Annotated in this window: 16 protein-coding genes; 6 read left to right on the forward strand and 10 right to left on the reverse strand. The window is 71.8% G+C overall.

Annotated features, from left to right (window positions below; translation table 11 throughout):
* Positions 1-4: 4 nt before the first annotated feature.
* The 6 genes from aceE to OHT51_RS30650 all read right to left on the reverse strand — a co-directional run bounded on the left by aceE (position 5) and on the right by OHT51_RS30650 (position 9,161).
* Positions 5-2,707: a pyruvate dehydrogenase (acetyl-transferring), homodimeric type gene (gene aceE, locus OHT51_RS30625; RefSeq protein WP_328882138.1), complete on the reverse strand. Its 2,703-nt coding sequence runs from the start codon at positions 2,705-2,707 to the stop codon at positions 5-7.
* Positions 2,708-2,989: 282 nt separating this feature from the next.
* Entirely contained in the window at positions 2,990-3,121 is a 132-nt protein-coding gene (locus OHT51_RS30630) for a hypothetical protein (protein WP_328882139.1), read from the reverse strand.
* Between the two features lie 155 nt (positions 3,122-3,276).
* A complete protein-coding gene (locus tag OHT51_RS30635) occupies positions 3,277-3,909 on the reverse strand; it encodes a GntR family transcriptional regulator (protein WP_328882140.1) in 633 nt (210 codons plus the stop codon).
* A 209-nt stretch (positions 3,910-4,118) separates the two neighbouring features.
* On the reverse strand, positions 4,119-5,918 hold the full coding sequence (gene sucB / locus OHT51_RS30640; protein WP_328882141.1) for a 2-oxoglutarate dehydrogenase, E2 component, dihydrolipoamide succinyltransferase: 1,800 nt from the start codon (positions 5,916-5,918) through the stop codon (positions 4,119-4,121).
* 59 nt (positions 5,919-5,977) lie between these two features.
* Entirely contained in the window at positions 5,978-7,366 is a 1,389-nt protein-coding gene (lpdA, locus tag OHT51_RS30645; protein WP_328882142.1) for a dihydrolipoyl dehydrogenase, read from the reverse strand.
* A gap of 253 nt (positions 7,367-7,619) precedes the next feature.
* A complete protein-coding gene (locus OHT51_RS30650) occupies positions 7,620-9,161 on the reverse strand; it encodes a leucyl aminopeptidase (RefSeq protein ID WP_328882143.1) in 1,542 nt (513 codons plus the stop codon).
* A 353-nt stretch (positions 9,162-9,514) separates the two neighbouring features.
* Between OHT51_RS30650 and OHT51_RS30655 the strand changes: the two genes are divergently transcribed.
* From OHT51_RS30655 to OHT51_RS30670, 4 genes are all read left to right on the forward strand, one after another.
* Positions 9,515-11,548, forward strand: coding sequence for a hypothetical protein (locus OHT51_RS30655; RefSeq protein WP_328882144.1), 2,034 nt, complete (start codon positions 9,515-9,517; stop codon positions 11,546-11,548).
* Positions 11,549-11,656: 108 nt separating this feature from the next.
* Positions 11,657-13,177 (forward strand): GT4 family glycosyltransferase PelF, encoded by a 1,521-nt coding sequence (gene pelF, locus OHT51_RS30660; RefSeq protein WP_328882145.1) that lies wholly within the window; start codon positions 11,657-11,659, stop codon positions 13,175-13,177.
* Entirely contained in the window at positions 13,174-14,676 is a 1,503-nt protein-coding gene (locus OHT51_RS30665; RefSeq protein ID WP_328882146.1) for a hypothetical protein, read from the forward strand. Before pelF ends, OHT51_RS30665 begins: the two co-directional genes overlap by 4 nt.
* Positions 14,673-15,323, forward strand: coding sequence for a spherulation-specific family 4 protein (locus tag OHT51_RS30670; RefSeq protein WP_328882147.1), 651 nt, complete (start codon positions 14,673-14,675; stop codon positions 15,321-15,323). Before OHT51_RS30665 ends, OHT51_RS30670 begins: the two co-directional genes overlap by 4 nt.
* A 9-nt stretch (positions 15,324-15,332) precedes the next feature.
* Here the strand turns inward: OHT51_RS30670 and OHT51_RS30675 are convergent, their stop codons facing one another.
* Entirely contained in the window at positions 15,333-16,112 is a 780-nt protein-coding gene (locus OHT51_RS30675; protein WP_328884498.1) for an adenosylcobinamide-GDP ribazoletransferase, read from the reverse strand.
* Positions 16,113-16,185: 73 nt separating this feature from the next.
* Between OHT51_RS30675 and OHT51_RS30680 the strand changes: the two genes are divergently transcribed.
* The gene (locus OHT51_RS30680; RefSeq protein ID WP_328882148.1) at positions 16,186-16,950 is read left to right on the forward strand and encodes a hypothetical protein; all 765 of its coding nucleotides are present in this window, start codon (positions 16,186-16,188) and stop codon (positions 16,948-16,950) included.
* Here OHT51_RS30680 and OHT51_RS30685 read toward each other — a convergent pair.
* A complete protein-coding gene (locus tag OHT51_RS30685; RefSeq protein ID WP_328882149.1) occupies positions 16,890-17,603 on the reverse strand; it encodes a hypothetical protein in 714 nt (237 codons plus the stop codon). The genes OHT51_RS30680 and OHT51_RS30685 overlap by 61 nt on opposite strands.
* Positions 17,604-17,682: 79 nt before the next feature.
* Positions 17,683-18,810: a nicotinate-nucleotide--dimethylbenzimidazole phosphoribosyltransferase gene (gene cobT, locus OHT51_RS30690; protein ID WP_328882150.1), complete on the reverse strand. Its 1,128-nt coding sequence runs from the start codon at positions 18,808-18,810 to the stop codon at positions 17,683-17,685.
* A 215-nt stretch (positions 18,811-19,025) separates the two neighbouring features.
* Here cobT and OHT51_RS30695 point away from each other — a divergent pair, with 215 nt between their 5' ends.
* The gene (locus OHT51_RS30695) at positions 19,026-19,898 is read left to right on the forward strand and encodes a class I SAM-dependent methyltransferase (protein WP_328882151.1); all 873 of its coding nucleotides are present in this window, start codon (positions 19,026-19,028) and stop codon (positions 19,896-19,898) included.
* Here the strand turns inward: OHT51_RS30695 and OHT51_RS30700 are convergent.
* Positions 19,887-21,089, reverse strand: a complete 1,203-nt coding sequence (locus tag OHT51_RS30700; RefSeq protein WP_328882152.1) for a bifunctional adenosylcobinamide kinase/adenosylcobinamide-phosphate guanylyltransferase — start codon at positions 21,087-21,089, stop codon at positions 19,887-19,889. The two genes, OHT51_RS30695 and OHT51_RS30700, sit on opposite strands and share 12 nt — an antisense overlap.
* Positions 21,090-21,105: the final 16 nt, after the last annotated feature.

The following is a 21,105-nucleotide window of genomic DNA, read 5'->3' on the forward strand; positions in this document are numbered from 1 at the left end:
GCCCTTACAGGCCGTACTTCTCGCGCGCTTCCTTCACGGCCGTCGCCTTGACCTCGCCCCGCTTGGCGAGCTGGGCCAGGGCCGCGACGACGATCGACTCGGCGTCGACCCCGAAGTGGCGGCGGGCCGCCTCGCGGGTGTCGGAGAGGCCGAAGCCGTCCGCGCCCAGCGAGGAGTAGTCCTGCTCGACCCACTGCGCGATCTGGTCGGGAACCTGGCGCATGTAGTCGGAGACCGCGAGGACCGGGCCGTCGGCACCCTGGAGCACCTGACGGACGTACGGCATCCGCTCCTCGCCGCGCAGCAGGGCCGCGTCGGCTTCGAGGGCGTCCCGGCGCAGCTCCGTCCAGGACGTCGCCGACCAGACGTCGGCCGCCACGCCCCACTCCTCGGCGAGCAGCTGCTGCGCCTTGAGCGTCCAGTGGATCGCCGTGCCGGAGCCGAGCAGCTGGATGCGCGGGGCGTTCGCCACCGGCGACAGGCCGGCCGACTCCGCCGTGTTGAAGCGGTACAGGCCCTTGACGATGCCCTCGTCGACGCCGTCCACCGCAGGCTTCGCGGGCTGCGGGAGCGGCTCGTTGTAGACGGTGAGGTAGTAGAAGACGTTCTGGTCCTCGCCCGGGGCCGCCTCGCCGTACATCCGGCGCAGACCGTCCTTGACGATCGCCGCGACCTCGTACGCGAACGCCGGGTCGTACGTCAGGGCGGCCGGGTTCGTCGCCGCGATCACCGGCGAGTGACCGTCGGCGTGCTGCAGGCCCTCGCCCGTCAGCGTCGTACGGCCCGCGGTGGCGCCGACGAGGAAGCCGCGGCCGAGCTGGTCGCCGAGCTGCCACATCTGGTCGGCCGTGCGCTGCCAGCCGAACATCGAGTAGAAGATGTAGAACGGGATCATCGTTTCGCCGTGCGTGGAGTACGCGGTCGACGCGGCGATGAAGTCGGCCATCGAACCGGCCTCGGTGATCCCCTCGTTGAGGATCTGGCCGTTCTGGGCCTCCTTGTAGTACATGAGCTGGTCGCGGTCGACCGGCTCGTACGTCTGGCCCTTGGGCGAGTAGATGCCCAGGGACGGGAAGAGGCTCTCCATGCCGAAGGTGCGCGCCTCGTCGGGGACGATCGGTACCCAGCGCTTGCCCGACTCCTTGTCGCGGACCAGGTCCTTGATCAGGCGGACGAAGGCCATGGTGGTGGCCACGTTCTGGGAGCCGGAGCCCTTGTCGAAGGAGGCGAACGCCTTCTCGGCGGGGGCGGGCAGCGGCGCCACCGGGTGGACGCGGCGGGCCGGGGCCGGGCCGCCGAGGGCCGCGCGGCGCTCCTGGAGGTAGCGGACCTCGGGGGAGTCGGCGCCGGGGTGGCCGTAGGGGACGACCCCGTCGACGAACTGCGCGTCGGAGATGGGCAGTTCGAGCAGGTCACGCATCGTCTTGAACTCGTCCACCGTCAGCTTCTTCATCTGGTGGTTGGCGTTCTTCGACGCGAAGCCCTCGCCGAGGGTGTGGCCCTTGACCGTCTGGGCCAGGATGACCGTCGGCGCGCCCTTGAACTCGACGGCGGCCTTGTAGGCGGCGTACACCTTGCGCGCCTCGTGGCCACCGCGGGAGAGGTGGAAGCACTCCAGGATCTTGTCGTCGCTCAGCAGCTTCGCCATCTCGGCGAGCTCCGGGTCCTTGCCGAAGAAGTCCTGGCGGATGTAGGCGGCGTCGCGGGTCTGGTACGTCTGCACCTGCGCGTCGGGTACCTCGCGCAGCCGGCGTACGAGCGCGCCCGTCGTGTCGAGCTGGAACAGCTCGTCCCACGCCGTACCCCACAGCGTCTTGACGACGTTCCAGCCGGCGCCGCGGAACTGGGCCTCCAGCTCCTGCACGATCTTGAAGTTGGCGCGGACCGGGCCGTCGAGGCGCTGCAGGTTGCAGTTGATGACGAAGGTCAGGTTGTCCAGGCCCTCGCGGGAGGCCAGGGCGAGTGCCGCCGTCGACTCGGGCTCGTCCATCTCGCCGTCACCGAGGAACGCCCACACGTGGGACGCGGAGACGTCCTTGATGCCGCGGTTGGTGAGGTAGCGGTTGAAACGGGCCTGGTAGATGGCCGAGAGCGGGCCGAGGCCCATGGACACCGTCGGGAACTCCCACAGCCAGGGCAGGCGGCGGGGGTGCGGGTACGACGGGAGTCCGTCGCCGCCGGCCTCCTGGCGGAAGTTGTCGAGCTGCTGCTCGTTCAGGCGGCCGTCGAGGAAGGCGCGGGCGTAGATGCCGGGGGAGGCGTGGCCCTGGATGTACAGCTGGTCGCCGGAGCCGTCCGCCTCCTTGCCCTTGAAGAAGTGGTTGAAGCCGGTCTCGTAGAGCCAGGCCGCGGAGGCGAAGGTGGCGATGTGCCCGCCGACGCCGTATTTGGAGCCGCGGGTCACCATGGCCGCCGCGTTCCAGCGGTTCCACGCGGTGATACGGGCTTCCATCGCCTCGTCACCGGGCGCGGACGGCTCGGCGGGAGTGGGGATGGTGTTGACGTAGTCGGTCTCGAGGAGCTTCGGCAGCGCGATGCCGGTGCCCTCGGCCCGCTCCAGCGTCCGGCGCATCAGGTATGCGGCGCGGTGCGGGCCTGCTGCCTTGGCGACCGCGTCCAGTGAGGCCTGCCATTCGGCGGTCTCCTCCGGATCACGGTCGGGGAGCTGGTCGAGCGCGCTCGGCTGGATGGCGTTGGGGTCGGTCATGTCGCCGCCTTCCTCAGTCGAAGGGGGTTCCCTCATCGGTAAGGGTTCGGGGGTGCCCTTTGTCTTTGGCAGGACAGGGCGGAGGGCTTGGGTGCAAGCCCGTCGGCGACTGTAACTCCCTGATCGATGATCGATCAAAGGGGGAAGGGCTAAAAGGTCCCCATACCGCGAAAATTGGCATCCGGTGCCGGGAGAACAGGCACGCGGTGCCGCGTTTTCCCTGCTCACATGAGTTGTGGGCGGCTAGCTTGCGCGGGTTCGGCTCTCGGGTGCGCGGTCGGCTCAGGCGGGCGCGGCCGCCGGACGCGCGCTCGTGGCGAACGCCTTCCAGAGCTGGATGGCCAGGCGCACCAGAACGGCCTCGAGGAGGGCGATCGCCACCTGGGTCAGGATCGTGCCGAGTATCTGCGGCATGGGGGCCGCCTTTCGTGTGCGTCGTGCGGAGTACGTCTCCTTTGTCCGCGCCGATGCCATCCGGCAGGCTGCCCACGGGTTGCCTGCGGGTGAACTCTCCCCAGCGCATCAACGGCGCCCCGGGCCACCGCGGGCACCGGCAGCCCCGGCCCCGGCTATTCGCCTTCGTGCCTCGGTGCGCACCCGAGTACGTGGGCCTTGACCATCTCGGCGATGCGCGGATCCCGGCGCTGGAACGCGGCCACCAGCTCCTCGTGCTCCTCCGCGTACGACTGCTGCACCGTCCCCAGCCAGCGGATGGAAAGGGCTGTGAACACCTCGATGCCGAGGCCCTCCCAGGTGTGCAGGAGCACCGAGTTGCCCGCCGCCCGCACCAGCTCGCGGTGGAAGGCGACCGTGTGCCGCACCTGGGCCGTGCCGTCCGAGAGACGGTCGGCCTCGTACAGAGCGGCGACATGCGGCTCCAGGGCGGAGCAGTCCTCCGAGAGGCGGTCGGCCGCGAGTTCCGCGGCGATGGCCTCCAAACCGGCCCGGACCGGGTAGCTCTCCTCCAGGTCGGCCGCCGTCAGACTCCGTACCCGTACGCCCTTGTTGGGCGCGGACTCGATCAGCCGCAGCGACTCCAGCTCACGCAGTGCCTCCCGCACCGGCGTCTGGCTGACCTCCAGCTCGGTGGCGATCCGCCGTTCCACGATCCGCTCGCCCGGCTGCCAGCGCCCGCTGATGATCCCCTCCAGGATGTGCTCGCGGATCTGTTCGCGCAGCGAGTGGATGACGGGGGCGGTCATGAGAGCTCCTTAGGGCGCGTTTGACGTTTAGACAATAAGGCCGGGACGCTCCGCCGGAGGGGCGCACGGGGGCGCTTTGGTGCAGGTGAGACGAGACTTACACGGAGACTTACACGCTCGGTCGGTCGGCACAATGGCGATGCCCTCCCCCCGGAAGCCGGGGAGAGGGCATCGTCGTACTGGCAGACCGCATTCGGCCGGCAGCGTCCTTACAGGCCGAGCTCGACCTCGAACTCGCCGGCCTCCAGGATCGCCTTGACCGCCGTCAGGTAACGGGCCGCGTCGGCACCGTCCACCAGGCGGTGGTCGTAGGACAGGGTCAAGTACGTCATGTCGCGGACGCCGATGACCGTGCCCTCCTCCGTCTCGATGACGGCCGGGCGCTTGACCGTGGCGCCGATACCGAGGATCGCGACCTGGCCCGGCGGCACGATGATCGTGTCGAAGAGCGCACCGCGCGAACCGGTGTTGGAGATGGTGAAGGTCGCGCCGGACAGCTCGTCGGGCGTGATCTTGTTGGCGCGGACCTTGCCCGCCAGGTCGGCCGTGGCCTTGGCGATGCCGGCGATGTTGAGGTCGCCCGCGTGCTTGATGACCGGGGTCATCAGGCCCTTCTCCGAGTCCACCGCGATACCGATGTTCTCGGTGTCGAAGTAGGTGATCGTGCCCTCGGCCTCGTTGATCTTGGCGTTGACGGGCGCGTGCGCCTTCAGCGCCTGGGCCGCGGCCTTGACGAAGAACGGCATCGGGGAGAGCTTGACGCCTTCGCGGGCGGCGAAGGCGTCCTTCGCCCGGCCGCGCAGCTTCATCAGGCGCGTGACGTCGACCTCGACGACCGACGACAGCTGCGCCTGCTCGTGCAGCGCCTTGACCATGTTGTCGCCGATGACCTTGCGGATGCGCGGCATCTTGACGGTCTGGCCACGGAGGGGAGAGGCCTCCAGGGACGGCGCCTTCTTGGCGGCCGGCGCGGCAGCGGCGGGAGCCGGAGCGGCGGCGGCGCTCTTCGCGGCCTCGGCGGCGGCGATGACGTCCTGCTTGCGGATACGGCCGCCGACGCCGGTGCCCTTGACGGCGGCCAGGTCGACGCCGTTCTCGGCGGCGAGCTTGCGCACCAGCGGGGTGACGTAGGCGCCCTCGTCGGTCGGCTTGGCGGCGGCCGGAGCGGCCGGAGCCGGGGTGACCGGGGCCGGGGCGGCCGGCGCGGGAGCCGGGGCGGCGGGCTGGGCCGGAGCCGGGGCGGCAGCGGCGGGCTCGGCCGGAGCGGCGGGCTCGGCCGGAGCGGCGGGCTCGGCCGGAGCGGCCGGAGCCGCGGGCGCGGCCGGGGCAGCGGCGGCGGGGGCCGGGGTCTCCTGGGCCGGGGCGGCCGCCGGAGCGGCACCCGCGGCGCCGATGACGGCCAGCTTGGCGCCGACCTCGGCCGTCTCGTCCTCGCCGACCACGATCTCCAGCAGCGTGCCGGAGGCGGGGGCGGGGATCTCGGTGTCGACCTTGTCCGTCGACACCTCAAGGAGCGGCTCGTCGGCCTCGACGCTGTCACCGACCGACTTCAGCCAGCGGGTGACGGTGCCCTCGGTGACGGACTCGCCGAGCGCGGGCAGGACGACGTCCGTGCCCTCGGCGGAGCCGGCGCCGGAGGCGGCCTCGGCGCTGGGCGCCGGAGCCGGGGCGGCCTGCTCGGTGGACGGGGCAGCGGCCTGCGGGGCCGGCTCCGGCTCAGCGGCCGGCTCCGGCTCAGCGGCGGGGGCCGGGGCGGCAGCCGGGGCACCCGTGCCGTCGTCGATCACGGCCAGCTCGGCACCGACCTCGACCGTCTCGTCCTCGGCGACCTTGATGGAGGCCAGGACGCCGGCGGCGGGGGAGGGGATCTCGGTGTCGACCTTGTCGGTGGAGACCTCGAGCAGCGGCTCGTCGGCCTCGACGCGCTCACCCTCGGCCTTCAGCCAGCGGGTGACAGTGCCCTCGGTGACGCTCTCGCCGAGCGCCGGAAGGGTTACGGAAACCGCCATGGTTTCGGTTGCTCCTTACGAATTGCGGAAGTCTGAGTCGTCGCTTCGTCGACCGAGGGTCAGTCGTGCGAGTGCAGCGGCTTGCCGGCCAGGGCCAGGTGGGCCTCGCCGAGCGCCTCGTTCTGCGTCGGGTGGGCGTGGATGAGCTGGGCGACCTCGGCGGGCAGCGCCTCCCAGTTGTAGATCAGCTGGGCTTCGCCGACCTGCTCGCCCATGCGGTCGCCGACCATGTGGACGCCGACCACGGCGCCGTCCTTGACCTGGACGAGCTTGATCTCGCCCGCGGTGTTGAGGATCTTGCTCTTGCCGTTGCCCGCGAGGTTGTACTTCAGAGCGACGACCTTGTCCGCGCCGTAGATCTCCTTGGCCTTGGCCTCGGTGATGCCGACGGAGGCGACCTCCGGGTGGCAGTACGTCACCCGCGGGACACCGTCGTAGTCGATCGGAACGGTCTTCAGACCGGCCAGACGCTCCGCCACCAGGATGCCCTCGGCGAAGCCGACGTGCGCGAGCTGGAGGGTCGGGACGAGGTCACCGACGGCGGAGATGGTGGGCACGTTGGTGCGCATGTACTCGTCGACGAGGACGTAGCCGCGGTCCATGGCGACGCCCTGCTCCTCGTAACCGAGACCGGCGGAGACCGGGCCGCGGCCGACGGCGACCAGCAGGACCTCGGCCTCGAACTCCTTGCCGTCGGCGAGGGTGACCTTGACGCCGTCGGCGGTGTACTCGGCCTTCGAGAAGAAGGTGCCCAGGTTGAACTTGATGCCGCGCTTGCGGAACGCGCGCTCAAGAAGCTTCGAGCTGTTCTCGTCCTCGACCGGGACGAGGTGCTTCAGGCCCTCGATGACGGTGACGTCCGTACCGAAGGACTTCCAGGCGGAGGCGAACTCGACGCCGATGACGCCGCCGCCGAGGACGATCGCCGACTTCGGGACGCGGTCCAGGACGAGGGCGTGGTCGGAGGAGATGATCCGGTTGCCGTCGATCTCCAGGCCCGGCAGCGACTTCGGCACGGAGCCGGTCGCCAGCAGGACGTGGCGGCCCTGGACGCGCTGACCGTTCACGTCGACCGAGGTGGGGGAGGACAGTCGGCCCTCACCCTCGATGTATGTCACCTTGCGGGAGGCGACGAGACCCTGGAGGCCCTTGTAGAGCCCGGAGATCACGCCGTCCTTGTACTTGTGGACACCGGCGATGTCGATGCCCTCGAAGCTGGCCTTCACACCGAACTGCTCGCTCTCACGAGCCTGGTCGGCGATCTCGCCCGCGTGCAGCAGGGCCTTGGTGGGGATGCAACCCCGGTGCAGGCAGGTGCCGCCGACCTTGTCCTTCTCGATCAGGGCGACGTCCAGGCCCAGCTGCGCCCCGCGCAGGGCTGCGGCGTAACCGCCACTACCACCGCCGAGGATCACTAGGTCGAAAACGGTGCTGGCGTCGTTCGCCACGTCACGTCCTCCATGCATGTGCGCCTACGCCGGTCAGCGGTGACCGGTCGGCGGCTGGTGTCCGGCCGCTCTTTCTTCGGCCCTGTGGTGGGGCCCTGTCCTGCCGAGCCCCATCTTCGCACTTGTCCACACCGAACGAGACGCCGGGCCGGTGTGTGAGACGTCCCACGTTCAGTTGAGCGGGCATGGCGGAGGGCATGGAAGAGGGGGCTCCGCCCTACCCGCGCGCGGAGCCCCCTCACTCATGACAACGTCAGCCCAGGTCCCCGGCCGCCGTCAGCTCGGCGAGCCGGACCAGCGTCCGCACCGCGGACCCCGTACCACCCTTCGGCGTGTATCCGAAGGGCCCGCCCTCGTTGAACGCGGGACCGGCGATGTCGATGTGCGCCCAGGTGATGCCCTCGCCGACGAACTCGCGCAGGAAGAGCCCGGCGACCAGCCCGCCGCCCATGCGCTCACCCATGTTGGCGATGTCGGCGGTGGGGGAGTCCATCCCCTTGCGCAGGTGCTCCGGCAGCGGCATCGGCCAGGACGCCTCACCGACCTCCTCGGCCGCCTCGACGATCGCGGTGCGGAACGCGTCGTCGTTGCCCATGACGCCGAACGTCCGGTTGCCCAGCGCCAGCACCATCGCTCCGGTCAGCGTCGCCACGTCCACGATCGCGTCCGGCTTCTCCTGCGAGGCCGCCCACAGCGCGTCGGCGAGCACCAGTCGGCCCTCGGCGTCCGTGTTGAGCACCTCGACGGTCTTGCCGCTGAGCATGTGCAGCACGTCACCGGGACGCACGGCGGACCCCGACGGCATGTTCTCGGCGAGCGCCAGCCAGCCGGTGATGTTCACCCGCAGCCCGAGACGCGCTGCTGCGACGACGGCGGCGAACACGGCGGCCGCGCCGCTCATGTCGCACTTCATCGTCTCGTTGTGCCCGGCCGGCTTCAGCGAGATGCCGCCCGAGTCGTAGGTGATGCCCTTGCCGACGAGCGCGAGGTGCTTGTCGGCCTTGGAGTGCGTGTACGACAGCTTCACCAGCCGCGGTCCGGCCGCCGATCCGGAGCCGACGCCGAGGATGCCGCCGTAGCCGCCCTTGGCCAGCGCCTTCTCGTCGAGCACCTGCACCTTGATGCCGTGCTCCTTGGCCGCCGCCGATGCGACCGCGGCGAAGGACTCGGGGTTGAGGTCGTTGGGCGGGGTGTTGACCAGGTCGCGGGCGCGGTTGAGCTCCTCGACGACGGCGGTGGCGCGCTCGATCGCCGCCTTGTGCTCCTTGTCGCGGGACTTGCCACCGAGCAGCGCGGCCTCGGCGAGGGGACCCTTGCCGTTCTTCTTGTCCCGGTCGCTCTTGCCGTTGTCCTTGTACGCGTCGAAGGCGTACGCCCCGAGCAGCACGCCCTCGGCGACGGCGCCGATGTCGGCGGCGTCGTTCAGCGGCAGCGCGAACGCGGCCTTCTTGGAGCCGGCGAGGGCGCGGGCGGCGACGCCGGCGGCCTTGCGCAGCGCCTCGCCGTCGTAGTCGGCGTCCTTCTCGGGCGCGGCACCCAGGCCGACCGCCACCACGAGGGGGGACTTGAAGCCGGCGGGCGCGGGGAGCTTCGTCACCTCGCCCTCGGCACCGGTGGCACCGAGGGTCTCCAGGACGCCGGCGAGCTTGCCGCCGTACGCCTTGTCCACGGCCTCGGCGCCCGGTGCGACGACCGGTCCCGCGACCTTGGAACCAGAGCCCTTGGCGACACCGATCACGATCGCGTCGGCGCGCAGGCCGGGCGCCGCGGCGGTGCTGAGAGTGAGAGCAGTCACGGTGGTGAAATCTCGCTTCCGATGTGAAGTTGCAGTGGCCGAATGGTGTGGGTCGACCGGGCCCGACGGCCGACCCTAGTTACCACCTATGGGTGCGGTATCAGCGGGGCCTTCCCCGGTACGGCGAACACTCTGCACGAGCCTACGCTCGTGTGAGCGTTCGCTCATTCCTTCGGACGTTCACCTGTCGGTGGCGTCGCGGCCATTTCTTGATTCTCGGGACCGGTGAGCTGAGTCACACTCGTCTGGTTCCGGTGAGCTGTCAGCTCGCCGCTTTGCATGATTTCCACGGATCCTCCGCCGATTCACCGCAACCGGCCACAAGGGGATCTTCTGGGGGGAAGGAACGATCAATGGCGCAGAGTGCGCACAGATGGAGAAACACGGCCGCCGTTCTGGGGGCCGCCGGTCTGCTGTCGCTGGGTCTGGGGGTACCCGGCGCCGCGGCTGCGGGGGAGCCGCGCATCGATCTCAGGGTGCTGGTCGTGGACAACGGTGACGCGCCTGTCCAGGCCATCACCGCCCAGCTCAAGAGCACCGGCATTCCGTACACCACCGTCGACCTGACCGACGCCGACCGCCCGACCGTCACCGCAGCGTTCCTCAGCGACACGGTGGGCGGCACGCCCCGCGCCAAGTTCCAGGGCGTCGTCCTGCCCAACGAGGCCCCCTTCGGTGAGGGTTCGGCGGAGCAGACCGCGCTGGAGAGCTACGAGCGGACCTACGGCATCCCGCAGGTCGACGCCTACACCTGGGCCCACCCTGGCGTCGGCCTCGACTACACCAGCGAGGGCGGCTTCGCGGGCAGCCTCGACGGACAGCAGGCCTCGGTCACGGCCCAGGGGAAGTCGGGGTACTTCGGCTATCTCGACGGCGCCTTCGCGTTCGAGGACAACGACCCGTCCGTACTGGAGAGTTACGGCTTCGTCGCCCGGCCCCGCGCCGGCTTCACCAGCTACGTCGACGTTCCCGTGCCGGGCGGCTCCGGGCGCGGCAGCCTGGTCGGCGAGTACACCGACGACGGGCGCCGGCAACTGGTCGTGACCTTCGCGTACAACCAGTACCAGCAGCAGTTCCGCGTCCTGGCCCGCGGCATCGTCGAATGGCTGACCCAGGGAGTCCACCTCGGTCAGGCCCGCAACTACTTCGCGGTGCACGTCGACGACGTCTTCGCGCCCGACGCCCGCTGGGACACCGAGCGCAACTGCACGCCCGGTGACATCGACTGCGTGGGCGGTGGCGGCGAGGAGACCCCGCCGATCCGTATGACGGCCGAGGACGCGGTCCGCGCGGCACAGTGGCAGCGCGAGCGCGGCTTCAAGCTGGACATGGTCTACAACGCCGGCTCCGGCGAGGAGTGGAAGAGCGAGAACGGCGGCACGGACCCCCTCGCGACCCAACTGCTCGCCGACAAGGCGCAGTACCGCTGGATCAACCACACCTACACCCACCCGTTCCTCGGCTGCGTCCAGGACACCTCGACCGTGCCGTGGAGCTGTGCCAAGAACGCCGACGGCTCGACGCGGTACATGAGCCGCGCGGACATCTCGGCGCAGATCAGGGACAACCACAACTGGGGCGTCACCAAGGGACTCCCGCTCGACCGCACGGAACTCGTGACCGGCGAGCACTCGGGCCTGAAGACCCTGCCGCAGCAGCCCGACGACAACCCCAACCTCGCCCGCGCCCTCGCCGACAACGGCGTCAAGTGGATCGCCTCGGACAACTCCCGTGACCCCGCCCAGCGTCCGGTCGGTGCCGCGCTGACCGTGCCCCGGCACCCGATGAACGTGTACTACAACGTCGGTACCGAGGAGGAGATGGCCGACGAGTACAACTGGATCTACACCTCCGCCGCGGACGGCGGCAGCGGCATCTGCGAGAACAACCCCGCCTCCACCTGCCTGGACGAACCGCTGGACACGGCCACCGGCTATGACGACTACATCGTCCCGCTGGAGGCACGCACCGCCCTCGGGCACGCGATCAGCAACGACCCGCGCCCGCACTACGCCCACCAGTCCAACCTGGCCGAGGACCGGACGCTGTACCCGGTCCTGGACAAGGTGCTCGCCGACTACCGGGCGCTCTTCGCCGACAACACCCCGGTGGAGAACCTCGCGCAGAGCGCCATCGGCACGGAGCTGCAGCGCCGCGCCGCCTGGCAGTCCGCTCTCGCGAAGGGCTCCGTGACGGCGTACCGCATCGGCGACACGGTCACCGTCACCGCCCCGTCCGGGACCCAGATCCCGGTGACCGCACCGCAGGGGACCGTCAAGCAACTCCTCATCGGCACCACCGCGTTCGGGACGCCGTACGCGGGAGAGCGCTCGGCGTGGACCACGCCGGGGCTGCTGCAGACCGCTCTCAAGCTCAGGCTGCCGTAGCGCTGCTCAGCCGGACCTGAGGCGCACCCCGGCCATCTCACGACCGACCTGCCGGGGTGCGCTTCCGGGCCGAGGCACCAACTTGTTCCACAGGGGGGAACGCGCGTGATGCGCCATGGCCGTCATGTCACCATGCTCACCGAAGGCACCTATCCGCATGTCCACGGCGGCGTCAGCACCTGGTGCGACCAGCTCGTCAAGGGCATGCCGGAGGTCGACTTCCACATCGTGTCGCTGACCGGGACCGGCCGGGAACCCGTCACCTGGGAGCTGCCGCCCAACGTCTACCGGCACACCTCCGTACCGACCTGGGGCCCGCGTCCGGGGCACAAGCGACCGCCGTACGGCCGGGCCCGGCGCCGCTTCACCGACTCCTACGAGCGCTTCCTGCTCTCCTTCCTCGACCCCGAGGCCCACTGCGACTTCGGTGAAGCCCTCGACGAGCTGGCCGAACTCGCCCGCGACGGGCGCCTGTCGGCGGCCCTGCGCACGGAATCCGCGCTGCGCTCGCTGATGTGGATATGGACGATGCCGCATCTGTCGACCGCGGCGGCCCGCCCCACCGTCCACGACGCCCTGACCGCGACCGACCTGCTCGAACACGCCCTGCGCCCCCTCGGGGTCCGCATCCCCGAGGACTCGGTCGCCCATGCGGTGAGCAGCGGATTCGCCACCCTTCCGGCCCTCGCCGCCCGCAGGCTGGACGGCGTGCCCTTCCTCCTCACCGAGCACGGCATCTATCTGCGCGAGCGCTACCTCGGCTACCGCAGCGACGCCCAGCGCTGGCCCGTGAAGGCGTTCATGCTCGGCTTCTACCGCGAGCTGAACTCGCTCGGCTACCGCACGGCCGACCTGATCACCCCGTGCAACCAGTACAACCGCCGTTGGGAGGAGCGCGGCGGCGCCGACGCCGACAAGATCCGTACCGTCTACAACGGCGTCGACCCGCACGCCTTCCCGCACGCCGGCCCCGAGCCCGAGGTCCCCACCCTCACCTGGTGCGGCCGCGTCGACCCCATCAAGGACCTGGAGACGCTGCTGCGGGCCTACGCCATGGTCCGCGCCGAGCTCCCGGAGACCCGCCTGCGGCTGTTCGGCCCGGTCCCGCCCGGCGGCGAGGCCTACCGCACCAAGCTGGAGAAGCTCGCCGCCGAACTCGGCGTCACGGACGCCCTGACCTTCGAGGGCCGCATCACCGAGGTCTGGCGCGCCTACGCGGCCGGGCACCTCGTGATGCTGTCGTCCATCTCCGAGGGCTTTCCGTTCTCCATCATCGAGGCCATGTCCTGCGGCCGTACGACCGTCTCCACGGACGTCGGGGGAGTGCGCGAGGCCGTCGGCGACACGGGACTCGTCGTCCCACCCCGCGAGCCGGAGAAGATGGCGGCCGCCGCCCTCACCCTCCTCCGGGACGACGAACGGCGCCTGCAACTGGGCGAGTTGGCACGGCAGCGCGTGATCGACCGCTTCACCCTGCGCCGCTCCGTGGACAACTTCCGGACGATCTACCAGGAGCTCGCGGGCAGCCCCGAGGTGTACGAGCCCACGTTGGAGACGGTCGCCGACTGGACCCTCGAACTGCGCGACCCCTGGTACGAGAAGGTCGCGACGGACGGAACCGGCTGGTGAGCGGCAGCCTCTGGATGCCGCCCGGCTCCCGCTCCGACACCCTGCCCGCCGTCCCGCGCCAGCGCGACCGGCCCAGCTGGGCCCGGCCCGACCCCATCGACGAACTCGCCGCCCGCCTGGACGACTTCATAGCCGCCGCCGTCCACCCCGACGAGATCGCCGCGCTCCTGGAGTCCGACGGCCTCTCGGACGACCAGATACGCGAGCGCTACGGCGTCAAGAACTCCTTCGCCCTCGCCGAGGAGCTGTACGAGCGGGTCGAGCGCCGCTACCCGGAGCCGGACAGCCCGGTCCACGACCCCTGGCAGTCGGGCCTGCTCGGCTGCCTCCTGCGCGGCGTCGTCTTCGCCCTCCCCGGCTTCGGCTACGTCCTCGGCGCCCCGCTGCTCGCCGGCCCGCACGACGACTTCGGCCTCCCCGCGGGCACGGTCCCGCTGCTGGCCGGCGCCTTGGTCGGCTGGACGTGGAACCAGGGGCTCGCGCATCGGGCGTACTCCTGGCTGGGGTTGGGCGACCGCGGCGCCGCCCGCCGCGCCCTGCTCCTGGGTGCCCCGGTGGGCGCGTTGCTCGGCGCCCTGGTAACCCTGATCGTTGCGGGCGCCGCACACCCGGCCGCCGTCGCCTTCGCAGCCGGCCAGTCGGTCTATCTGGGCGCGGCCACCGCCCTCCTGGTGCTGGGCCGCGAACGGGCCCTGCTGGCCGCGTTGTTGCCGATGACGGCGGGAGCGGTGCTGTCGTTTGCGCATCCGGTGCCGGAGCCCGCACGGCTCGTCCTTCTGCTGGGCTCGCTTGCCGTGGTCGCCGTCCTGGGCCTACGAGAGGTAGCGCCCCTCAAGGGGCGCGGGGCCGAATCCGATGTGCGGCTACCGCCGCGTGGGCGCGACCAGCCACGACGAAGCCGCAGCCGACGCACGACAGTGGGGCCCCGCCTCTCCGCATCCCTCCCATACGCCCTCTTCGGCCTGGCCACCGGCGTCCTGGTCCTCCACACCGCCCTCGGCGACATCCTCACCGGCGAGCAGCGCAGCGCCCCCGCCGCAGTCGCCCTCACCCTCAGCATGGGCCCCGCCGAATGGCTGCTGTACCGCTTCCGCAGCGGCAGCCTGGCGGGCCTGCGCTCCAGCAGCACACCGAGGGCGTTCCGGCGGACGACGGTGCTCACGGTCGTGGAGTGCCTCGCCGCCTACCTGGTCACCCTGCTCGCGCTCAGCCTCGCCACCTCGGCCCTGTGGCCGCACACCTCGGGCCTCGCCGGTGTACGCCTCGCCGGCCTGCTCCTGCTGGGCGTTGTCCTGTGGACGGCCCTGCTGCTCCAGTCCTTCGGCGCGGTGGCCGGCGCGGCGGCGATCTGCTGTGCGGCTGCCCTCGCCCAGACGGCCGCCGTGGTGACGCACACCGGCAATCCGCACTGGGTCGCCCTGATCGTCCACGGGACGGCCGCGGTGGCCCAGGCTGCCCTGGTCTGCGCCCTGTTGGGGAGAGTGACCGCTCACCGATGACCGACCTGCTGATCCCCTACTACGAGCACCCGTCCGTCCGCCCCGCCGAATGGGACGCGATCATCGCCGCCGCGCCCCGCCTCTACGGGGTCGTACTGAACCCGGCCAGCGGCCCCGGCGACGCGCCCGACCCGGCGTTCGCCGAGGTCGCGGCCCGTCTGCGGGCGGTGGACGTACGGGTGCTCGGCTACGCCGACACCGACTACGGCCGCAGGCCGCACGCCGACGTCGTACGCGACATCACCCGTCACCGCGACTGGTACCGCGCGGATGGCGTCTTCCTCGACCAGGTCGCCGCCCGTCAGGCGGAGTTCGGCCACTACCAGCGGCTCGCGACGGCAGCCTGGGGTGCCGGCTGCGGCACGCTCGCCCTGAACCACGGCACGGCACCGCACCCGTCGTACGCCAGGATCGCCGACCTCCTGGTCACCTTCGAGGGGCCCTGGGCGTCGTACACCCGGCTCGGCCCGCAGCCGTGGCGGGGCGCCACCGGAGTGCGGCTGTGCCACCTGGTGTACGGCGTCCCGGCGGGCGTCGACCTGACGGAGCCGGCGCGCGCCCGCGGGGCCGCCGTGCACTGTGCGGTGCCGGGCGTGGGCGATCATCCGTGGGGCACGTTGCCGCACGGGCTGGCGCCCGCTCGGTGACGGGGGGCGTCAGCCCAGGGACAGCACGACGAGCGCCGTCGTCGCCGCCGTCTCCGCGAGCCCACCGAAGACATCACCGGTGACGCCGCCGAAGCGGCGGGTGCAGTGCCGCAGGAGCAGTTCGGCGGCGGCGAGCGCGGCGAGGACCGCGAGGGCGGTGCGCGCGATGTCGTCCGTCCCGAGCAGCGTCCCAGCTGCTGCGGCGGCGCTGGTCACGGCCAGGGCCACGGCCACCGCGCCCCGTACGGGAACGACACTGGCAACCGCGGCACCCAGCCCCTCGGGCCGGGCGGCGGGCACACCGGTGCGGGCGGCGAGGGTGAGCGCGAGGCGGGCGGCGACGGCCGAGACGACGGTGGCGAGGGCGCCGCGGGTCCACGAGTCGTCGTACAGCTGCGCCAGCGCGGCCACCTGCGCCAGCAGCACGAAAACGAGCGTGATGACCCCGAACGGCCCGATGTCCGACTGCTTCATGATCCGCAGCGCGTCCTCGGCGGGCTTGCCGCTGCCGAGGCCGTCGGCGGTGTCGGCGAGACCGTCGAGATGCAGCCCCCGGGTGAGGACGGCGGGGACGGCTGCTCCGGCAACGCCGGCGAGGAAGGGCCCGGCGCCGAGGAACAGCAGCACAAGCGCCGCCACGGCGGCACCGCAGCCGAGGACCACCCCGACGAGCGGGGCGCACAGCATGCCGCCGCGCGCCGCTTCCCGGTCCCAGCGGCTCACCCTGACGGGGAGCACGCTCAGGGTGCCGAAGGCGAAACGCAGGCCGTGCAGGGGCGGAGGGGTCATGGACACGCCCGCAGACTAGCCCGGACGTCGTCCCCGCCAGGCGGCCCACCCCTGTCCCGGACACACTGAAACCATGGGTGACTGGTGGCAGCGCAACATCATCGAACCGGGCAAGCTCCCCCTGCTCCTGGCTCTGACGGCCTTCGTGGTCACGTTCCTCGTCACCCGCGTCATCACCCGCCTCATCCGCGCGGGCAAGGGACCCTTCCGCAACATCGAGACCGGCTCCGTCCACATCCACCATGTCGTTCCCGGCATCGTCCTCACGATCATCGGCGGCTTCTGCGCGGTCGCCGGCGGTCAGCACGGCTTCGGCTCGGCCACGGCGGCCGTGGTGTTCGGGATCGGCGCGGGCCTGGTCATGGACGAGTTCGCGCTGATCCTGCATCTGGACGACGTCTACTGGACCGAGGACGGCCGCAAGAGCGTCGAGGTGGTCGTACTCACCGCCGCCGTGGTCGGCCTGCTCCTCCTCGGCTACGCGCCCTTCGGGGTGAACGACATGACCGACGACGAGACGCAGGGCCGCGGGACGGTGCTCACCACCATCGCCGGGAACTTCCTCCTCGCCCTGATCGCCCTCGCCAAGGGCAAGGCACGGATCGCGATCTTCGGGGTGGTCATCCCCTTCATCGCCCTGTTCGGCGCCATCCGCCTGGCCCGCCCCACGTCCCCCTGGGCGAAACGCTTCTACCGCCGCCGCCCGCGCGCCCGCGCCAAGGCCCAACTGCGGGCCTACCACCACGACCGGCGCTGGGCGGGCCCCAGCCGCAAGCTTCAGGACTGGATCGGCGGCGCCCCCGACGTGGAGCCCCCGCGGGCCCTGGAGCGCCGCTGACGCACGGCCACCAGCGCGCACAGCAGCAGGACGGCCGCGATGGCCGCGATGGCCGCGAGGTGCTCCTTCCCGGCGAGGTTGTCCTCCAGCACCACCTCGACCACCATGGCCGCGATCACCACACCGGCCGTGACATACGCGCCGTAGCGCCAGCCCAGGAACACCGCGAGGCCCACCACCGCGGCCGACGGTCCCGTGTCCACGACGTGTGCGTCCGAGGCGGGCAGGCCGATCGGGTGGCCGGGGCCGAGCGCGATGCCCACGCGCGCGTAGAGGGTGCCGGCGAGGGTCGCGACGTAGGCGATGACGAGGGTCCGCCACCAGCCCAGGCAGAGCTCGGCGATCCCGAACACCAGCAGGATCTGCGCGAGCGCACCCCACACCGGCAGGTCGAGGGCCGGCACGAACAGGGACAGCGGCGTCCGCAGCAGCGCAAGCCACAGCGGGTCCTCGGCGCGTACGCCGCCGAGGTTCTGCACGAGCTGATAGCCCCAGGACCGGTTCTGCACGAACTGCACGACCCCAGTCAGACACACGGCCCCGAGAGTCATCGGCACGGCCCGCCACCGCCGCTCGGCCAGGGTCCGGCGCGCGGCGAGACAGAGGGCTCCCCACTCGGCACGGGCCCAGCGGCCGAGGGTGTCAGCTCTCACGAGTGGGGATCATATGTCCACTCGTAGATGAATCGCCCTTTTCGTTCCGGGCTTCTCGCCGCTGCCGCGACTCCGGCTCCTACTCGGTCTCCGCCGGTTCCGTCGTCCCCGATCCGTCTGCCGCCTCCGAATCCTCGGAATCCCGCGAATCCTGCGGCTTCTCCGGCTGCTCCGGCAGCTCCGCCGCGAGCGCCGCCGCGGCCTGCACCATCGGCAGGGCCAGCATGCCCCCGGCGCCCTCTCCGACCTGCACGCCCTGGTCGAGCAGGGGCTCCAGGGCCATCCGGTCCAGCGCCTTGGCCTGGCCGGGCTCCCTGCTGTTGTGCGCGGCCAGCCACCAGTCCGGCGCCCGGAACGCGATCCGCTGTCCCACCAGGGCGCAGGCGGCGACGACCACCCCGTCCAGCACGACCGGCATCTTCCGCACCGCGCTCTGCAGCAGGAACCCGGTGATCGCCGCGAGATCGGCCCCGCCCACGGTCGCGAGCAGCTGCAGCTGGTCCCCGAGCACGGGCCGGGCCCGGCGCAGGGCGTCCCGGATCGCCGCGCACTTGCGCATCCACATCAGGTCGTCGATGGCCAGTCCGCCCCGCCCGGTGACGACGGACGCGTCGGTCCCGCAGAGCGCGGCGACCAGCACCCCCGCCGCCGTGGTCCCGCCGACGCTCACATCGCCGAGCACCACCAGGTCCGTCCCGGAATCGGCCTCCTCGTCGGCCACCGCCACCCCGGCCCGGAAGGCGGCCTCGGCCTCCTCGACCGTGAGCGCGTCCTCGACGTCGATACGGCCGCTGCCGCGCCGCACCCGATGCCGTACGACCGCCTCCGGCAGCGACTCCGGGTCGCAGTCCAGGGCCATGTCGACGATCCGCACCGGAACCCCGGCCCGCCGCGCGAGCACCGACACGGGCCGGCCGCCCTCGAGGATCTCCCGCACCAACTCCCCGGCGCTGCCCGCCGCCCGCGCCGACACGCCGAGCTCGGCCACGCCGTGGTCACCGGCGAACAGCACGACCCTCGGCTGTTCGATCGGCCGCACCGGCACCGCGGACTGCGCGGCCGCCAGCCACTCACCCAGTTCGTCGAGGCGGCCCAGCGCTCCGGGCGGCACGATCTGACGCTCACGTCGCGCCTCCGCGTCACGGCGCACCCCTCCGTCGGGGCGCTCGATCAGATCAGTGAAGTCGTCGAGATTAAGCGAGCTCATTCGCCGAACAGTACCGGCACCGGTCGAACAGAACGGCGCCACATGGCCTCCTCGGGCTCCGCCACGTCCCCACCCCATCCGAGCGACGTCGTTGCACCCAAGATCGCCATCCCATACGTTCCGTTTTGCCGTGGATTGTCGGGGCATGCTCGCACCACCCGCCGTCCGCCTCCGCCGTACGCCCCCGCGTACGCCCTCGCGCCCGGGAGCCGCCCATGACCGCGACCGCCCCCTCCGAACGGCACCGCGCCGACTGTGCGTTCACCCTCGCCAGATGCCGGGAGCACACCTACGCCCCCCGCCACCTGCGGCTCACGCGGCTGCCGTACCGCCACCTGAGAGCCGCGGCCCGCGTGGCGCTGGACTTCCCCGAGCCGGAGAGCTGGCTGGACGTCGGCACGGGATACGCCCGCTTCCCGGACGTGGCGAAGGAACTCTTCCCGTACACGGCGTTCGACGGCCTCGACCTGACCCACCGCGTCCTGGACGCCCGCGTCGCCGAGCGGGTGGAGGAGGCCCACGTCGGCCACCTCACGGACCCCCGCATCACGGCCCGGCTGCGCGCCCGCTACGACATCGTCAGCATGTTCCGCCACCTGGAACACGCCCAGGACCCCCGCAGGGAACTGCGCGCCGCTCTCGCGGTCCTGCGCCCGGGCGGCCACCTCCTCCTCGAACTGCCCAACCCGAGGGGCGTGTTCGCCCTGCTGCTCGGCAGGTGGTGGATCCCGCACAGCCGCCCGGGCCACCTGCACCTGCTGCCCCTGAAAACCCTCCGCGAGGAGCTCCAGGCCCTGGGCTGCACCGTGCTCTCGGCGGACCGCCGCGGCACGCACATCCCGTACGACTTCGCGGCCTTCACCTCACGGGTGCTGACGCACCTGCTGCCCGCGTCCCTGTCCCGCGCGAGTGCCCCCCTGGTCGGCGTGGCCTGGGCGCTCGATCACCTCCTGGCCCCCGTGGTGCGCCGCACCCGCCTGTCGAACACCTACCGGGTCATCGCCCGCAAGGAGCCGACCGCCCAGCCGACCGCACCACCGGCCACACTGCCGATCGTGCGGCCGACCCCACCGCCCTCAGCCGCGTAGCACCAACGCCTGCCCGGCCACCACCAGCAGCACCTGCTCGCACTCCCCGGCGAACGCGGCGTTCAGCCGTCCCAACTCGTCGCGGTAGCGCCGCCCCGACGCCGTCGCCGGCACGATCCCCGATCCCACCTCGTTCGACACGGCGACCACGGTCCGCCGGGTGGCCCGCACGGCCCGCGTCAACTCCTGCACCCGCTCCCGCAGTGCCTTTTCCCCGCCCTCCGCCCACACCGCGTCGTCCCACGCCCCGACGGCGTCCATGGCGTCCGTCAGCCACAGGGACAGACAGTCGATGAGCAGCGGCGGCCCGTCCGCGGCCAGCAGCGGCACCAGGTCGCACGTCTCGGCCGTACGCCACGACCCCGGCCGCCGCTCCCGGTGCACGGAGACCCGCGCCGCCCACTCGTTGTCGCCGCTCCGGGTGCCGCCGGTCGCCACGTACAGCACATCCGGGAAGGCCTCCAGCCGCCGCTCCGCCTCCACCGACTTCCCGGACCGGGCGCCGCCCAGCACCAGGGTCCGCCGCGGCACGTCCGGCACGTCCTCGTACGCCCCCACCTCCAGCGTCGTCCCGTCCGGCACCGCCCGCGCCCCCGCCGCCGCCAGCCGCCGCCGCAACTCGGCACCCGGCGGCACGTCGTGATCCAGATGTACGGCGATGACATCCGTCGTCGGCCCGACGGCACCCACCGCCCGCAGCTTGGCCAGCGCGTCCGGGCGCCCCACGACATCGGCGACCACCATGTCGTACATCCCGACGGCCCCGTTCCCCAGCCCGGCCGGTGCACCCCCCGGCGGCAGATACAGCAGCCGCTGTCCGTCCGGGCCGGTCACCGCGTACCCCGTGCCCGGGTGGTCCATCGCCACCGCCCGCACCCGATGCCCCGTCAGCAGCGCCAACTCCCGCCCGTCCGGCACCCGCCCCGGCTGCGGCACCCCGGCGGGCACCTCGACGGCGGGCCCGTTGTGCGGATGCGACAGCAGCACCTGCCGCACATTCCCCAGCGAACGCCCCGCCCGTGCCGCCGCGAACGCCGCCCCGGGCGTCAGATCGAGCAGCAGGGCCCCGTCCACGAGCAACGCGGTCGCCGCCCGCGCGTCATCCCCGAGCGCGCTCGCACAAGCCGCGCACGGACAGTCGGGGCGGGGGAGTCCCGCGGGGGCACCGGTGCCGAGCAGAGTGAGTTCCACAGAACCGATTTTCGCG

The sequence above is a fragment of the Streptomyces sp. NBC_00299 genome (assembly GCF_036173045.1).
Taxonomy (GTDB): Bacteria; Actinomycetota; Actinomycetes; order Streptomycetales; family Streptomycetaceae; genus Streptomyces; species Streptomyces machairae.

Bases quoted from the DNA above. Each gene is read 5' to 3' on its own strand.
- aceE (WP_328882138.1), bottom strand. From the start codon at position 2,707: ATGACCGACCCCAACGCCATCCAGCCGAGCGCGCTCGACCAGCTCCCC.
- OHT51_RS30630 (WP_328882139.1), bottom strand. From the start codon at position 3,121: ATGCCGCAGATACTCGGCACGATCCTGACCCAGGTGGCGATCGCCCTC.
- OHT51_RS30635 (WP_328882140.1), bottom strand. From the start codon at position 3,909: ATGACCGCCCCCGTCATCCACTCGCTGCGCGAACAGATCCGCGAGCAC.
- sucB (WP_328882141.1), bottom strand. From the start codon at position 5,918: ATGGCGGTTTCCGTAACCCTTCCGGCGCTCGGCGAGAGCGTCACCGAG.
- OHT51_RS30655 (WP_328882144.1), top strand. From the start codon at position 9,515: ATGGCGCAGAGTGCGCACAGATGGAGAAACACGGCCGCCGTTCTGGGG.
- pelF (WP_328882145.1), top strand. From the start codon at position 11,657: ATGCGCCATGGCCGTCATGTCACCATGCTCACCGAAGGCACCTATCCG.
- OHT51_RS30670 (WP_328882147.1), top strand. From the start codon at position 14,673: ATGACCGACCTGCTGATCCCCTACTACGAGCACCCGTCCGTCCGCCCC.
- OHT51_RS30675 (WP_328884498.1), bottom strand. From the start codon at position 16,112: ATGACCCCTCCGCCCCTGCACGGCCTGCGTTTCGCCTTCGGCACCCTG.
- OHT51_RS30680 (WP_328882148.1), top strand. From the start codon at position 16,186: ATGGGTGACTGGTGGCAGCGCAACATCATCGAACCGGGCAAGCTCCCC.
- cobT (WP_328882150.1), bottom strand. From the start codon at position 18,810: ATGAGCTCGCTTAATCTCGACGACTTCACTGATCTGATCGAGCGCCCC.
- OHT51_RS30695 (WP_328882151.1), top strand. From the start codon at position 19,026: ATGACCGCGACCGCCCCCTCCGAACGGCACCGCGCCGACTGTGCGTTC.